At 47.9% G+C, this 16082-nt stretch carries 10 protein-coding genes and 1 riboswitch; of the genes, 4 read left to right on the forward strand and 6 right to left on the reverse strand.

Annotated features, from left to right (window positions below; translation table 11 throughout):
• Positions 1–68: 68 nt before the first annotated feature.
• Positions 69–1388 carry a hemolysin family protein gene (locus EI981_RS02680; protein ID WP_126995202.1) on the reverse strand — a complete coding sequence of 440 codons (1320 nt, stop codon included), beginning with the start codon at positions 1386–1388 and terminating at the stop codon, positions 69–71.
• A 253-nt stretch (positions 1389–1641) separates the two neighbouring features.
• Positions 1642–1741, forward strand: a riboswitch (purine riboswitch).
• A gap of 55 nt (positions 1742–1796) precedes the next feature.
• Between EI981_RS02680 and EI981_RS02685 the strand changes: the two genes are divergently transcribed.
• The gene (locus EI981_RS02685) at positions 1797–3230 is read left to right on the forward strand and encodes an NAD(P)/FAD-dependent oxidoreductase (RefSeq protein ID WP_126995204.1); all 1434 of its coding nucleotides are present in this window, start codon (positions 1797–1799) and stop codon (positions 3228–3230) included.
• Positions 3231–3333: 103 nt separating this feature from the next.
• Here EI981_RS02685 and EI981_RS02690 read toward each other — a convergent pair whose 3' ends face one another.
• Positions 3334–3837, reverse strand: coding sequence for a DUF2628 domain-containing protein (locus tag EI981_RS02690; RefSeq protein ID WP_126995206.1), 504 nt, complete (start codon positions 3835–3837; stop codon positions 3334–3336).
• Between the two features lie 530 nt (positions 3838–4367).
• Here EI981_RS02690 and pulA point away from each other — a divergent pair.
• Positions 4368–6326, forward strand: a complete 1959-nt coding sequence (pulA, locus tag EI981_RS02700; RefSeq protein WP_126995210.1) for a type I pullulanase — start codon at positions 4368–4370, stop codon at positions 6324–6326.
• Between the two features lie 62 nt (positions 6327–6388).
• On the opposite strand, the gene EI981_RS02705 is transcribed toward pulA, so the two are convergent.
• The 4 genes from EI981_RS02705 to EI981_RS02720 all read right to left on the reverse strand — a co-directional run bounded on the left by EI981_RS02705 (position 6389) and on the right by EI981_RS02720 (position 12564).
• Entirely contained in the window at positions 6389–8707 is a 2319-nt protein-coding gene (locus EI981_RS02705) for a glycoside hydrolase family 65 protein (RefSeq protein WP_126995212.1), read from the reverse strand.
• A 107-nt stretch (positions 8708–8814) separates the two neighbouring features.
• The gene (gene pgmB, locus EI981_RS02710) at positions 8815–9474 is read right to left on the reverse strand and encodes a beta-phosphoglucomutase (RefSeq protein ID WP_126995214.1); all 660 of its coding nucleotides are present in this window, start codon (positions 9472–9474) and stop codon (positions 8815–8817) included.
• A 123-nt stretch (positions 9475–9597) separates the two neighbouring features.
• The gene (locus EI981_RS02715) at positions 9598–10635 is read right to left on the reverse strand and encodes a LacI family DNA-binding transcriptional regulator (protein WP_126995216.1); all 1038 of its coding nucleotides are present in this window, start codon (positions 10633–10635) and stop codon (positions 9598–9600) included.
• 183 nt (positions 10636–10818) lie between these two features.
• Positions 10819–12564 (reverse strand): alpha-glycosidase, encoded by a 1746-nt coding sequence (locus tag EI981_RS02720; RefSeq protein ID WP_126995218.1) that lies wholly within the window; start codon positions 12562–12564, stop codon positions 10819–10821.
• Positions 12565–12880: 316 nt separating this feature from the next.
• Here EI981_RS02720 and EI981_RS02725 point away from each other — a divergent pair, with 316 nt between their 5' ends.
• Both EI981_RS02725 and EI981_RS02730 read left to right on the forward strand, forming a co-directional pair.
• Positions 12881–13918, forward strand: a complete 1038-nt coding sequence (locus EI981_RS02725; RefSeq protein WP_126995220.1) for a LacI family DNA-binding transcriptional regulator — start codon at positions 12881–12883, stop codon at positions 13916–13918.
• Between the two features lie 425 nt (positions 13919–14343).
• Positions 14344–15495: a Gfo/Idh/MocA family protein gene (locus tag EI981_RS02730; RefSeq protein WP_126995222.1), complete on the forward strand. Its 1152-nt coding sequence runs from the start codon at positions 14344–14346 to the stop codon at positions 15493–15495.
• Positions 15496–16082: the final 587 nt, after the last annotated feature.

The following is a 16082-nucleotide window of genomic DNA, read 5'->3' on the forward strand; positions in this document are numbered from 1 at the left end:
AACAAAGGCCAGCCCCCTGTTTGTGAGACAGGGGGCTGGCCCAAATAGATAGTGAATTTATGCTTAGGTTAGACTCCCGATTGTTCGGGAACCAGCTTAATAATCTCCAGTTTGCGGAAGCGGTTCGGCTCTTTCTCAAGCAGCTTGAAGGTCAGTTCTTCATGCTCAAGTGTCTCTCCAACCTTCATCTCGGGATTCGTTCCGAACAGCCATCCACCGATCGTATCGACATCCTCGGTACTAATATCAGCCATGAATAGATCATTAATATGGTTAATCGTCACCTTGCCATCGACGATAACATGGTTCTCATTGACCATTAGGAGCGGTTGTTCCTCTTCTTTATCGAATTCGTCGCGAATCTCGCCGACGATCTCTTCGAGGATGTCCTCGATGGTTACGAGTCCGGCGGTTCCTCCATATTCATCGATCAGAATCGCCATATGGGTACCCTCGCGCTGCATTCTCTGCAGCAGTTCATTCACCGGAGTCACTTCCGATACGGCCATAGCAGGCTGTAGAATCGAAGCGATATCCAGATCAGGGTTATCCTCGGAGGCAAGGAAGAACTGCTTCGTATTAATAAATCCGATAATATTATCCTTATTCCCGCGTACGACCGGGAAGCGAGTATATTGCTGTTCCTTGATAATGTCCAGATTCTCCCGGCGGGATTTCTCCGTATATAAACACACCATATCGGTACGTGGCACCATAATTTCCTTGGCTAATAAATTGTCAAAAGCAAATATCCGGTTTACATAGCCGTATTCGTTCTGATTGATCTTGCCACTCTCAAAGCTCTCGTTAATAATAATCTGTAATTCTTCCTCAGAGTGGGCTTCCTCATGCTCTGAGGCTGGTTTAATGCCAACCAATTTAACGAGCTGATTCGCTGATCCGTTCAAAGTCCAGATAAAGGGGCGCATGACCTTATTGAACCAAATAAGCGGTTTAGCCGTTAGCATAGCAACGGTCTCTGCCTTGCGGATCGCGATTGTCTTAGGGGCTAGTTCCCCGACGACGACATGCAGATAAGTGACGACGACAAATGCGATGATGAATGAAAGCACCTTGCTAACTGCATCAGGTATTTGGAGGCTGTGGAATAGAGGGTGCAAAATTCTTTCCACCGTTGGTTCCCCTAGCCAACCGAGTCCGAGAGCTGTGATGGTAATCCCCAGCTGACAAGCAGATAGATAGTCGTCCAGATGAGTAATGATCTGTTTGACACTGAGTGCCTTCTTATTCCCTTCTAGAATCATCTGATCCACTCTACTCTCTCTTACACGGACGATCGCGAATTCTACCGCAACGAAGAACGCCGTTAATGCGATCAGAATCGCCACCATAACCAAATTTAAACCCAATAGCCTGTCACTGTCCATTCTCTACATCTACTCCTTTTATTTATAAAATGATAAAAATGAATATCAATTATATTATATAATATCGCTCAATATTTTGCGAATTAACATGATAGATAGAGGATCGGTGTACAATTAATGTTCGTGTTTTGGCGGATATAATAATAATTAAATAAAACAAACTATGAATTATATGTGAAAATACGAATATTATCATCAAACTCTTATTGACTTATTCGCGTGATTTGGTAAGCTGTAATTGTTGATGAAAATCTAAATGCTCGGCACATGATTTCGTATATCCTCAATGATATGGTTTGAGGGTCTCTACAAGGAACCGTAAAATCCTGGCTACGATAGGTATGTTTCGTATACCTATTCATAGACTCAGGATTTTTTGCTATTTTTCTGACTTCAGGAGGGACATATATGAGTAAATATGATGTGATTGTCGTTGGGGCAGGACCAGCCGGTATTTTTGCCTGCTATGAGCTTACAAGGAAGGCACCACATTGGAAGGTACTGCTGGTAGATAAGGGACATGACATTTATCGCCGCCGTTGTCCGATTCTTGAGGAGAAGATTACGCTTTGTCCGCCAGCAGCTGGACGTAAGGAATTTGCCGGCTGCCTGCCTGCGTGTTCGATTACGGCCGGATTCGGTGGAGCAGGTGCCTATAGTGATGGTAAGTTCAATATTACGACTGAATTTGGCGGATGGTTAAGCGATTATTTACCCCAGTCCAAAGTGCTTGAGCTAATTAAATATGTTGATCAGATCAATCTTGATCATGGGGCGACGACGACGATCACCGATCCGACAACCGATGCCATCCGCAGCATAGAACAGCGTGGGTATGCTGCCGGATTGAAGCTGCTTCGGGCCCAGGTACGCCATTTGGGGACAGAGCAGAACCTGGAAATATTGAAGTCCATTTATGAATATTTACAATCCCGGATCGATATGCTATTCAAAGCAGAAGTTGAAGATATAGTTACTGTCAAACAGGACGGGCAACATCAGATACAGGGTATTGTTCTGAAGAACGGTGAGGTGTACGAGGCAGATCAGGTCATGGTAGCCCCGGGGCGAGATGGCTCGGTGTGGTTGTCGGAAATATTGAAGAAGCGCAGATTGAAGATGACGAATAATCAAGTGGACGTCGGGGTGCGCGTGGAGACCTCAGACATTGTAATGCGGGAAATTAATGAACACCTATATGAAGGGAAGTTTATTTTCAACACCTCGGTGGGGACTCGAGTTCGTACCTTCTGCAGCAACCCATCCGGGCATGTGGTTGTCGAGAATCATACGGGAGTGATGGCAGCAAATGGCCATGCATATAAAGATCCGGCACTAGGCTCGGCGAACACCAATTTTGCCTTGCTGGTCTCTCATAAGTTCACCGATCCGTTCGACAAGCCGAATGAATATGCGCGTGAGATTTGCAAGAGAGCGAATGATCTATCCAACGGTGGAGTGATCGTTCAGAAATATGGCGACATTCTGCGCGGAAGAAGATCGACGGCTGGAAGGATCGCAGAGGGCTTCCTGGAGCCGACATTGAAAGAGGCGGTGGCTGGCGATCTGGGGCTTGTCCTCCCATATAATACGATGAAGAGCCTGATCGAAATGGTTGAGGCACTGGATAAAGTAACGCCGGGAATCGCTTCCGAGCATACGCTGTTCTACGGAGTTGAAGCAAAATTCTATTCCGCGCGTCCGAAGCTCTCAGAGGGGCTGGAGACGGAGATCAACGGCTTGTTCTGCGGCGGGGATGGAGCTGGAATTACCCGTGGCCTGGCGCAGGCAGGGGCTGCAGGGGTCTGGATCGCCCGTAGTATGATGGAGAAGATAAACTAACCGAAGTGACATACCAGCTTTATAAGGACCGCCATTCACAAAGAAGCAGGTGATGGTGGTCCTATTTTTGAATATTGAAAGCAAAAAACCATGAGTGGGGAGATCACAGGCTGATCTTGGGTAGAAGCTCCACGGATCGATTGCTATGGATTTCCATGCTGTTAAATTGCAGGTCCTGCTGGATTCGTTTATATATATTTACATAGCTGAACATGCTAACTACGATAGCGATTAGCAACGGAAGCAAGGCAAGGGCGATTGGTATGTATAGGCTCGTCTCGCCGGCAGAGATAATGGCTTCTTCCTGCTGCTCATGATGATCCGGGTATCGCTGCTTAATAGCGCTGATCTTATGCTTCGCGTGGTACAGATATAGCCGATTCGCGATGCAGGCGAAGGCTGCCTGAAGGGAAAAGCCAATCAGTAACATCGTGATGCATGCTCCGACGGAGAATGAATAGTCGGGAGAGAGGATCACCGCTGCGATCCCAATGATCGTTGGCGCAAGGAGCAGGTAGAGGAAGAAGTACAAGTACATGCCTCGGTACAGCAGCCAATTTTGTCCAAATATAAAGGTGGCCAGTTCCAATGAGAGGCTTGCCTCCATTTGTTTAAATAGCTGGCTGCGTTCTTCCCGATGAACAGTTCTAGCTCCTCATCCGATACGATTTGACCCTGCGGTGTGTATACAGAAGGCTCAAGTAGGCGCTGCCTATCTGCAATGACTCGTTCTCTCTGTGCGATCCCGCAATGAAAACAGAATTTGTCCGTTTTTTCTAGATCTGCGCCACAATTTGTGCAATACATAGAGGCCCCCGTTCTGCATTGTAAGGTTATATGTGGTTCCAAAGAACTATATCTTTATATTTATCGGAGCGGCTGTGAAGGTTTTTAACGGTTTGACAACATATTTGTGCAAACGATTGCTCTAAGTGTGAAACGATGCTAGAATGCATGATATACAGTCTTTTGGACAACCTGTCTGGTAACTATGATGTGCAGCTGATTCCTTACTAGACAGGCCGTGAAGGTAGCGGAACGTTTTAGGGATTTGTTGCCATATGATACATTGGCATCTGATAGACCTTTCTCGATTTTCTCGCACGTTCACACTTTCATGAGATAGGAGTGAAGCCAGTGTCGGTACAGAAGGAAATGGATGTTGTTACGGATTATGGGGATCTTGCTGTAACGGATGGAATTTCTGTGTTTGATTCTAAATTTGACGAAGCGTTTTACTATGATGGCGATGATTTAGGGGTTACCTATACACCGGAGCAGACTACGTTCAGATTGTGGGCACCAACGGCCTCTGAAGCGAGCGTGATGATCTATGATAGCTCGGATGGAGCGCTTGTTGAGCGCAAGCCGATGGTTCGCGACGTTCGTGGGACCTGGGTGCTTACGGTGAACGGGGATTGCAATCATTGGTATTATACGTTCGGTGTGCAGGTTGGCAGTCAGTGGAATGAGGCGGTTGATCCTTATGCCAAAGCTGTTGGCGTCAATGGGGACCGCGGGGTTGTGCTCGATCTGAGCAGTACGCGGCCACAGCGCTGGACGGAAGATAGGCCTCTATTGGCAGCTCCAGTCGATGCGGTGATCTACGAGCTTCATGTTAAGGACTTATCGATTCATCCGCAGAGCGGAAGTGGCTATCCCGGGAAGTTCCTTGGTTTGGCGGAGAGTGGTACGACAGGACCGGATGGAATACCAACAGGGCTCGATTATATTTCTGGACTTGGTGTAACCCATGTGCAGTTGCTGCCGGTATATGATTACGCAACGGAGAGTGTAGATGAGACGAAGCCGGAGCTTCCACAATACAATTGGGGATATGATCCGAAAAATTATAATGTCCCGGAAGGCTCCTATGCCACGGACCCTTATTCCCCGGAGCTCAGAATCAGAGAGTTGAAGCAGACGATTCAGGCACTCCATGACCGCGGAATCCGGGTCATTATGGATGTCGTGTACAATCACGTCTATGACGGATACTTGGTCAATTTCACCAAGCTCGTTCCCGGCTATTATTTGCGCTATAAAGAGGATGGAACCTTCTCTAACGGCAGCTTCTGCGGGAATGAATGCGCTTCGGAGCGGGCGATGATGTCCAAATTCATTGTCGATTCGGTCGTATATTGGGCGCAGGAGTATCATATGGATGGCTTCCGTTTTGACCTGATGGGGCTAACGGATATCGCTACGATGAATGAGATCAGGCGTCGTCTCGATAAGATCGATCCTTCCATTATGATGATCGGTGAAGGCTGGGTGATGGATACGGTATTGCCAGAGGCCCAGCGTGCCAATCAGAGCAATGCTGCGCTTCTTCCGCGGATTGGCCAGTTCAATGATGGTTTCCGGGATACGGTGAAGGGCGATATTTTCGTATATAGCCTGAAGGGCTTTGTTAGTCTAGGACGCGGCTTCGAAGAGAAGGTGAAGCGGGGGATTGTCGGCGGGATCAAGTACGAGGGTGTAATCGCGCAGTATGCTACTGAGCCAGATCAGACAGTCAACTATGTAGAATGCCATGATAATCATACGTTATGGGATAAACTAGTGCTCTCTACGGATGGCCATACGGATGAGGAACGGCGCAGCATGCACCGGCTTGCTTCGGCGATGGTCTTAACGAGCCAAGGCATTCCGTTCATTCACGCTGGACAGGAGTTCATGCGCACGAAGCAGGGGGTAGAGAACAGCTACAAATCCTCGATTGAGATTAATCAGATGGATTGGCAACGCTGCGCCGAGCACCAGAGCGATGTTTTGTATATGTGCAGCCTAATTAAGCTGCGTCAGTCGCACCCGGCCTTCCGCTTGAGAACGGCGCGAGAGATCAGAAGGCATCTCCATTTCGAACAAGCGCCAGACCATGCCATCGCGTATACATTGCGCAATCATGCCGGAGGGGATCCGGATCGTCATCTGTATGTTCTGTACAACGCAAATCCAGAACCGACTACACTTGAACTTCCAGAGCTCGGGGATTGGGAAGTGCATTTCGGCAATGAGCAGGTCATCTCCCTGAAGAAGCAGCAAATTCAAGTACATGGAGTAGGTATGGTTGTACTGGCCGTTCATTCTTAATAATAAGTAAAAAAGGGCCATTCCTGAATGCAAAATTCAGGAATGGCCCTTTAAGTTTGTCTTTATAAGTTTGCCGAGGCGTTCTGATGCTTGATCTCACCATGTCCATCCACGGTATAGCTCGTGTCATATACGCAGATTGCCGCAGGGGCATCGGTCTCATTAACGACATGAATGCTGTCTCCGGTTACGTTCACCTTCAGGCGTGAGTCACGGAACATAACCTTGAACGAGAAATTGTCCCAATGAGATGGTACAAAAGGACGCAGAACCAATTCTCCGTCTACGACGCGAAGCCCGCCAAAGCCCTGAACGATGGACATCCAGGTGCCTGCCATGCTGGTCGTATGACAGCCGTCCTCTGTATCGTTGTTATAGTTGTCCAGATCGAGTCTGGCCGTCCGCAGATACATCTCATAGGCTTTCTCCTGATAACCGAGCTCGCAGGCAATAATAGAGTGCACGCAAGGGGACAGGGAGGACTCATGCACCGTTATCGGCTCATAGAAATCGAAGTTCCGTTTCTTCGTATCAAGATCATAATGGTTGCCAAGGAAATACAAGCCTTGCAATACATCAGCTTGCTTAATGAAGCAGGAACGCAAAATGCGGTCCCAGGACCAGTTCTGATTGATCGGCAGATTTCCAGCCGGAAGGTCCTTCACAGCGATCAGTTCCTTATCTAGGAAGCCATCCTGCTGCAGGAATACACCGCGTTCTTCATCGTACGGATAATACATATTGTCGATAATATGCTGCCATTGCTTCGTCTCTTCTTCCTGCAAATCAAGCTTGTCGATTAGAGCCTGATATCTGTCCGACTCATTAGCCTTCAGGTATTCAAGGACCTCCAGCGTATATTCGAGCGTCCAGACGGCAATCCGATTCGTATACCAGTTGTTGTTGACGTTGTTCTCGTACTCGTTCGGTCCGGTAACGCCAAGCATGACGTATTTGTTCTTAGCCTTGGAGAAGTTCACGCGCTGCTCCCAGAAGCGGGAGATCTCAGCTAGCACTTCAAGTCCGTATTGGCCCAGATATGCGAAGTCGCCAGTGTAATTCACATAGTTATAGATCGCATAGGCAATCGCACCATTACGATGAATTTCCTCAAATGTAATCTCCCATTCGTTATGGCACTCCTCACCGTTCATCGTTACCATCGGGTAGAGGGCGCCTTTGGTGAAGCCGAGCTTCTTCGCATTCTCTTTGGCCTTCTCGAGATGCTTGTAGCGATAGATCAAGAGATTGCGGGCGATATGGGAATCCGCGGTACTAAGGTAGAAAGGAATGCAGTAAGCTTCTGTATCCCAATAAGTGCTTCCGCCGTATTTCTCACCAGTGAAGCCTTTCGGGCCGATGTTGAGGCGGTCATCCTCACCGCTATAGGTCTGATTCAATTGGAAAATATTAAAGCGGATCGCCTGCTGCGCCGAGACATCGCCTTCGATAATAATATCGCTATCTCTCCATTTATCAGCCCATCCGGCAGCCTGTTCGCTGAGCAGGGTATCAAATCCGGCTTGCTTAGCAGCCGTGAGCAGGCTTTTACCAGCCGCAACCAAATCGCCAAGTCCATGATCACGGGAGGTCACATTGGCTACATACTTGAACAAAGTAATCGGCTCATTTGCATGCGCCTCAACGCTGACTTCACCGGCAACGTATTTCTCCTTCTCGCTTACGACAGGTTGGATATCCAGCTTGGAGCCATTCTTGAATATGTCAAAAGACATCACCGAGGTCACATGGAAGTCCAGCTTCTTCGTCTTCACCGTCAGATAATAAAGTTCAGGCTCGGCAGATTTCTCTACCTCTAGCCAGAATTTCTCCTCATAGTTGGAGTCCTTATTCTGTACATCCCCGTCAAGATATGGGTTTAGCGTGATTGTCCCGTTAAAATTGAGCGGCGTTACCGTATAGCGAATCGCCCCGATCTCATGGCGTTTGACACTGACGAAGCGGATCGCTTCCACCGCCACCTCTTTGCCGTCCTTCAGAACAGCGGTAAAACGGCGGGACAGATAGCCTTCCTTCATATTCAGCTCGCGCACGAAGTCCTTGACTTCGCACTCTGCCAGATCAAGCACAGCGCCATCGATCGTGACATTGATTCCGATCCAGTTCGTACTATTCAGTACTTTGGCAAAATACTCCGGGTATCCGTTCTTCCACCAGCCTACGCGGGTTTTGTCCGGATAATATACTCCAGCCATGTAACTGCCCTGTAGGCTTGTGCCGCTGTATTGCTCTTCGAAATTGGCCCGCTGTCCCATATATCCGTTGCCGATGCTGAAGATACTTTCGGATATTTCATGGTTTTGCGGGTCGAAGGACTCTTCGATGATGGACCATTCATCTAATTTCAAATATTGCTTCACGTTGATCTCTCCTTTTCATAACATCATTTATATGTTTAATGAGTGGTGAACAAAGCTATGCTTTATATCAACAAGCCCTTTTGCCTGCCCCTGACTTTTGGCGGCTCTTAAGCTTGTTCGAGCTGATCTAGACGTTCCACGGTCATCTCGGCGAGGGAAGCGATCACGAAGTCAGCCTGGCCTAGCGTCGCCAGTGACCCGATACCGATGCAATTCATATCAGCGCGGCGTGCTGCTTCAATCCCGGCTTCGGCGTCCTCGAAGACGACGCAACTTTCGGGGGATATGCCAAGCTCCTGAGCTCCCAGTATGAACACTTCAGGATCAGGTTTGGCACTAGAAGTATGTGTGCCGTCGATGATGGCATCAAAATAGGGGGTCAGTCCTGTATTGTTCAGGATGGTCATCGCATTTTTACTGGCTGAACCCAGTGCGGTCTTCAGCCCGTTCTCCCGGCAGGCTTGCAGAAATTCCAACGCTCCTGGCAAGATTTCCGTATGATCCATCCGGGAGATTGATTCAACATACCAATCGTTCTTGCGCGCGGCTAGCTCCTGCTTCTTAGCATCCTCCAATGTGAGCCTCCCAATACTTAGCAGAATGTCGAGCGAGGCCATACGGCTAACGCCCTTTAATCTTTCGTTATCCTGCTCCGTAAAATCGAAGCCCAACTCATTGGCCAGCCGCTTCCAGGCTAAATAGTGGTATTTGGCGGTGTCTACGAGAACGCCGTCAAGGTCGAACAGACAAGCTTGAATGTGACTCATCATATCTCCTCCTGCAATGAATAGTGGAATAACAGTGAATTACGATTTTGCGCAAACGTTTGAATCAATATTAAAAAATAAAAGAAGCGCGAATGCTTCCATTATTTTTGTAGAATGGGGACATCAAACCTTCGGAACGGAGAATATAGAAGACTCGCGTACGACCAGGCGATGTGGAATGACATATCTTGCTGTGCTCACTTTATCGTTGTCTTTGTGCTGAATCGCTTGAATCAACATCTGGGAAGCGGTGTATCCCATATTATAAATCCCGATATCGACACTGCTCAGCGGGGGTGTAGACATCTCCGCCAGCGGAATATTGTTGAAGCTTACCAAGCATAGATCGTCAGGAATCTTGTAGTTGAGCTCGTGCAATCCCCGCAACACGCCAAAGGAAATGACATCGTCGACCAGAACAACCGCTGTAGGGCGGTCGGGAAGATTCATGAAGAAAGAGATGGCCCGATACCCGCTCTCCTGTAGGAATTCGCCTTCGACAATCCATTCCGGCTTCGATTCCAACCCGGCATCGCTCAATGCCTGCAGATAACCTTGCAAGCGATCCTTGGATACGACGAGATCAGGAGGACCGCTGACAAATCCGATCCGCTGATGTCCGAGCGAGACCAAATGCTTCGTTGCATCGTAGGAGGCTTGTACATTATCTGTATCAACCGATAAAATATCGGCGTATTGCTCACTGCGCCCAATCAGGACGAACTTATGATTATTTTGGTATAGAAAATCGACAACAGGATCGTCGGTTCTTGAATAGAGTAAGATCACCCCATCTACTCGGTGTCCGTTCAAGAGCCTGGCTACCCCTTCAACCTCATCTTTCTCATTGGCTCCGGAACTCAGCAGCACATCAAAACCTTGACGATTAGCTTGGGTAACGATACCACGGATCAACTCCATGAAGAAGAAATTGGAGAACAACTCTTCGGCAGACTTCGGCAGCATAATGCAGATGCTGTTGGTCGTCCGGGATACGAGGCTCTTTGCCATAATATTCGGATGATAGCCGAGCTCCTCCATAATTTCTCTTACTCTTCTTGAGGTTTCTGCGCTTATTCTGGGATGGTTGGATAGCACCCGGGACACGGTGGAGGGCGATACTCCTGCTTTTTTGGCGACGTCCTTGATCGTAACGGCCATTGAAATACTCTCCTTTGTGGAACCGTTTGCTTTACACAGTAATATTAATCGATAAGGCATCGAATGTAAATAGGATTAGTGGTATCGTTTGCGCAACACAGTTACTTGCGTATTCAAACATCCATCATAAAAATAAAGCCCCCTCCTAATGCTGCTAGTATGGGAGGGGGCGTGAATGATCGATTATCGTTCCGATGTTAGAATGGCGTAGCCATAAGCAGGCAGCCTTACCATCAGCTTGCCGTCAGCTGCTGTATAACCCTTACCACTGATCTTGTCCAGCCATAGCTTATCTGTCGTATCGATCTCGAAGGTTTGGCCAGCGTCGTCATTGTTAAGCAATACAATTGCCGATTCTCCGCCCAGCTTACGCTCATAGGCGAGCTTCGAGCCGCCCTTCTCAGCTTCTAGGAAGCGGATTGTACCGGTGCGCAGCGGAGCCAGCTCCTTGCGCAAGGCGATCAGCTTGCGATAGAAGTCGAACAAGTCCTGATCCTGATGTTCAGGGCGCCATTCCATACATTTACGGCAATCTGGATCCGGTCCACCGTCAAGGCCGACTTCATCTCCATAGTAAATGCAAGGCGTGCCCATATAAGTGAATTGGAACAATGCAGCCAGCTTCATCCGATCCTTGTTATCATCGCACAGGGTTAACAAACGCGGAGTATCATGGCTGTCCAACAGATTGAAGGCCACTTCGCTCGCTTGTTGCGGATAACGGGAAATTTGCTGGCCGATAACATTGGCGAAGCTTTGAGCGTCCATCTTTTGCCGGATGACAAAATCAATTACCGCATTGGTGAACGGATAGTTCATTACGGCATCGAACTGGTCGCCTTGTAGCCAAGGAGAAGACTCATGCCAAATCTCACCGAGAATGTATGCTTCGGGATTCGCCTTCTTAACCACTTTGCGGAATTCGCGCCAGAACTGGTGGTCTACTTCATTCGCTACATCAAGTCTCCAGCCGTCAATGCCCACTTCTTTGATCCAGAATTCAGCGACATTCAGCAAATACTGCTTTGTCTCCGGGTTGCTGGTGTTCAGCTTCGGCATGATCGGCTCGAACGAGAAGGTATCATAGGTCGGTAGGCCGCGGGTCGGATCAAGCGGGAACTGATGAATATGGAACCAGTCTTTATAGCGGGACTTCTCACCCTTTTCCAGCACGTCAAGGAATGGGGCAAAAGCTTGTCCAGAGTGATTGAAGACCGCGTCCAACACTACCCGGATTTCCCGCTCATGGCAAGCCTTGACCAGCTTCTTCATCGTATCCACATCACCGAAATGTGGGTCGATCTTCATATAGTCCGTCGTATCGTACTTGTGGTTGGTTGTTGCCTCAAATACCGGTGTAAAATAGATGGCATTAATGCCGAGCTCACTCAAGTGATCTATATGATCGATGACCCCTTGCAAATCGCCGCCAAAGAAATTGTGGCGCTCTGGCTTGCCGCCCCAAGGGAGCACATCTTCCGGGTCATTGTCTGGATTGCCGTTAGCGAAGCGTTCCGGGAAGATCTGATAGAATACGGCATCCTTAACCCATTCCGGGACAGTGAATATATCAGCTGGATTAAGGAAGGGGTATTCGAACAGCCGATCTGGATTTTCAGGTCGTTCAGGAGAGAAGTTATCCTCCGTCATCCACATTTCACGATCCGCGCTCTTGAGCAGGAATCCGTATTTAAGTCTGCGGTACGTTGGTTTGATCGCACACTCCCAATAGTCGAACATTTCATCGCTAATCAGCTTCCGCATAGGAACCAGTTCCTTGCTCTGATCCCACATATATTTATCGCCAGCAAAAGCGAAAGCCTGTAATAGATCCCCCTTCTTGGCACGAAGGCGGAGATGAATCGTCTCTTGATCATAAGCATAGGACCAGTTGAGCTTAGGACGGTGGTAAACTGCTTCAAGCAACATAAGTAATCCTCCTGATTCTGTTATAATAGGTTGTGAAAAAAACAAAAAAAGATACTCCAGAGCCGAAAAAACTAGGGCCGAGGATGTATCTTGCGATAACAGTGCCTTCAAATTGTACGCCCCTCTACAAGGGGCGTTTATGTAACATAAAAATGATTTATTCGACTGGATTATAGCACTGTTCAAACCTTTGCACAAGGGAGGTTCAGCAACTCCATTTTCGAACTACCTATTTTACTAAATTATATTGCTCGTTATAATGGGAGGTACCAACGACGATGAGCGTGCAAGCCTGGAAATAGGATCGGAGGGGCACATGACTACACTGAAGGAAATTGCAGAACGGGTAGGTGTCTCCATCTCGACTGTGTCGCGGGTCATTAATCAGAATGATAGCAGAAGGATTAGTGAAGAGACGAAGCAGAAGATATGGAAGGCTGCTAAGGAAATGAACTATAGTTCAACCCGCAGGACAAAGTCTGCCAAGACGAAGCAGGGCAGGGATGCTACATTGGCTAGACCCGCTATCGGATGTATATTAGCGCTGCAGGATAACAAATACAATCATCCATACTTCTCCCCGATTATTCAGGGGATCGAAGCGAAGCTGCTGGAAAGAGGCTTATCTATGGCCTTCTTACACACGCAAGCTGAACTGCATAACGAAGCTATATTGGAATCTATGTTGGAAGTGACGAATCTGCAGGGCATTATTTGCATCGAGGGGTTAAGCAAGGAACTCTATAAGCGGCTCAAGGGACGGGTTCCGCTGCTCGTAGGCATCGATGTGAATGACCCGGATATTCCGGTCGTTACCTATGATCGGGTCGCGGCGGCCCAAATGGCAGTCAGACATCTGATCGAGCGCGGCCACACAAGAATCGGGTTCATTGGCGGTATCGGCTTATCGGGCAGCCTGGATCGGGAGAAGCGGTATGTTGGCTATCGTAAAACGCTCGAGGAGCACGGATTGGAATACCGGGACGAGTGGGTAATTAACGCTAATTGGGACGCGGATGAGAGCTATCAGAGGATGAAGGATCTGCTTGATCTGTCGGAACGGCCGACAGCGATGTTCAGTGCCAGCGACATGCTGGCCATTGGAGCAATGAGGGCATCTGCCGAAGTAGGAATGAGCCTGCCTTTGGACATGTCTTTTGTCAGCATAGATGATATTGAGTTCTCCAAATATACAGCGCCGCCATTAACGACAGTGCAAGTTCCAAAATACGAAATGGGCTATGCAGCAGCCAAAATAATGGTGGACAGCATGGAGGAGGCCTATCCATTTCCATTTCGAATGCAAGTTCCTATTCAACTTAAAAAGCGGCAATCTGTTCATCCCATGAAATAAGAGGACTGTGAAGATCGACGGGGTTTTGTCGAAATTCAGGTCCTTTTTTTCACGTTACAATTTGCCCCAAATAAATAAATATCATAATTAATTTGCGCAAATGTATTGACTCGGCAAATCGACGGATGTATGATGTAAGCGTTATGATGAATGGCGATATAATGCTGTTCAATTGCTATTATTATTTGAAATCATGCGATATACTTGGAGATATAACAGCTCCTAGGATCGTATGTTATATTAGCAGAGAAGGACGACTCATATAGTTAGCTCATTCGTTATTTGCGCAATTTTTGCACTAATTTGCATTAATGTTGTATGATCGCACGTTGCGCTGAAGCTGTACCGAATTGTGTTGATCTGCGGGGCCACATCTCTGCCAGCAAGCTTTTATTCTATCACTACATATGGGAGGCAGCGTACATATGGAGCAAGTCAGATTAGGGATCATTGGAGCAAGAGGAAGAGGTATCATTGCGAAGTATTGGCATAACCCGGAGGGTCGCTCGGTTGTTGTCGGTGCGGTTGACGTCGATCCCAAGAAGCTGGAGGAGTTCAAAGAGGATGTAAATTCGGATGCATTTGTAACAACGGACTATCGCGAGCTTATTGCCCGTGAGGATATAGATGCGATTGCTGTCATGTCGCCGGATTATTGTCATGAGGAGCATGCGATAGCGGCCTTGAAGGCAGGCAAGCATGTGTTCTGTGAGAAGCCGCTCGCAATTACAGTGGATGGTTGTGACAATATATTAAGAGCATGGAAGCAGTCCGGCAAGCATCTGATGGTCGGCTTCAACATGCGTTATATGAACATGTACCGCACGATGAAGGAAATCGTTGATTCAGGTGTAATTGGCGAGATCAAGGCCGTATGGGTGCGTCACTTCGTCGGACTTGGGGGCTATTATTATTATCATGACTGGCATGCCAATTCTAAGAATACGACCGGACTACTGCTGCAGAAGGGATCGCATGATCTGGATGTGATTCACTGGATCACTGGCCGATATGCTACGAAGGTTAGCGCGTTCGGCAGCTTGGATTTCTATGGCGGAGATAAGCCTAATGATCTGACTTGTCCAACTTGCAGTGAGCGTGAGACTTGCACGGAGGCGAGTCCTGGGCGACTTATTCAATGCGCCTTCCGCGAAGAGGTGAATGTCGAGGATAACAACATGGTCATCATGGAGCTTGAAGGCGGCATTAAAGCCTCGTACCTCCAATGCCATTTTACGCCGGATTATCAGCGAAATTATGTATTCATTGGTACGGAAGGCCGGATGGAGAATAGCGAGCCTGAGAATAAGGTGTATGTGAAGACGAGACGTTCGAACAATGACAGGGAACTCTCCGATCGCGTCTATCATATCAAGGAAGCCGAAGGCTCCCATGGTGGCGCAGATCCAAATATTTGCAAGGACTTCATCGATATGATTCTCGATGGCAAACAACCGGTAGCTACACCGATTGCGGGAAGAATGAGCGTAGCCGTGGGCTGCGCTGCGACAGAATCGATCCGGGCCGGAGGCAAGGTTGTTCAAATATCCCCTGCTCCTGAATTCATGCAACAGTGATTTTTTAACTATGTGTCCACACCCTTTATATATAGCTGTCCTCGTCGGTTATTGAAACGGCGCAGGGCAGCCTTTTTTTGCTTATGGAGGAGGGCGAGCTGCGGGTCGCAACAAAAGATTCTGGGCAAGCGTTAAAATCTTACAGTTTGCTACCCAGGTGGATTTTAGGAGGATCCCTAAGGCTGCGAATACAAAGTAATATGGGGAGTATGACGACACAAAAGCGCAGGGCAGCTGCTAAAGGCAGCCGCATTTGCTAACGGAAACTACAGCCGCTATCTGAGTAAAATGAGGCTGTTTTGGATTTTAACGGAACTGAGCGACCTTATTTCGTAAAAAAGAGGGGGTCAACTCGTATTCGTCAGGAATAGCGTCCCTTGTTCCGTTAGATTTAAAATGGGAGCGTTACGGCCGATATAAGGGCTGCTATTTCCCTTACATAGAATTGGGACGAGCCCGACCATTTACAGAGATGCTCGAGGCTAGCAGGGTCAAGATCTGTATATCGATGTCAACACAAGTATATAGAATGCATGCGTTTACATTTCTATACTTAAATTAAGAAAGCCGTAGTGAACGCAATTCAC

The organism is Paenibacillus lutimineralis, assembly GCF_003991425.1.
Lineage (GTDB): Bacteria > Bacillota > Bacilli > Paenibacillales > Paenibacillaceae > Fontibacillus > Fontibacillus lutimineralis.

Bases quoted from the DNA above. Each gene is read 5' to 3' on its own strand.
- EI981_RS02725 (WP_126995220.1), top strand. From the start codon at position 12,881: ATGACTACACTGAAGGAAATTGCAGAACGGGTAGGTGTCTCCATCTCG.
- EI981_RS02690 (WP_126995206.1), bottom strand. From the start codon at position 3,837: ATGGAGGCAAGCCTCTCATTGGAACTGGCCACCTTTATATTTGGACAA.
- EI981_RS02730 (WP_126995222.1), top strand. From the start codon at position 14,344: ATGGAGCAAGTCAGATTAGGGATCATTGGAGCAAGAGGAAGAGGTATC.
- EI981_RS02680 (WP_126995202.1), bottom strand. From the start codon at position 1,388: ATGGACAGTGACAGGCTATTGGGTTTAAATTTGGTTATGGTGGCGATT.
- EI981_RS02715 (WP_126995216.1), bottom strand. From the start codon at position 10,635: ATGGCCGTTACGATCAAGGACGTCGCCAAAAAAGCAGGAGTATCGCCC.
- EI981_RS02685 (WP_126995204.1), top strand. From the start codon at position 1,797: ATGAGTAAATATGATGTGATTGTCGTTGGGGCAGGACCAGCCGGTATT.
- EI981_RS02720 (WP_126995218.1), bottom strand. From the start codon at position 12,564: ATGTTGCTTGAAGCAGTTTACCACCGTCCTAAGCTCAACTGGTCCTAT.
- pgmB (WP_126995214.1), bottom strand. From the start codon at position 9,474: ATGAGTCACATTCAAGCTTGTCTGTTCGACCTTGACGGCGTTCTCGTA.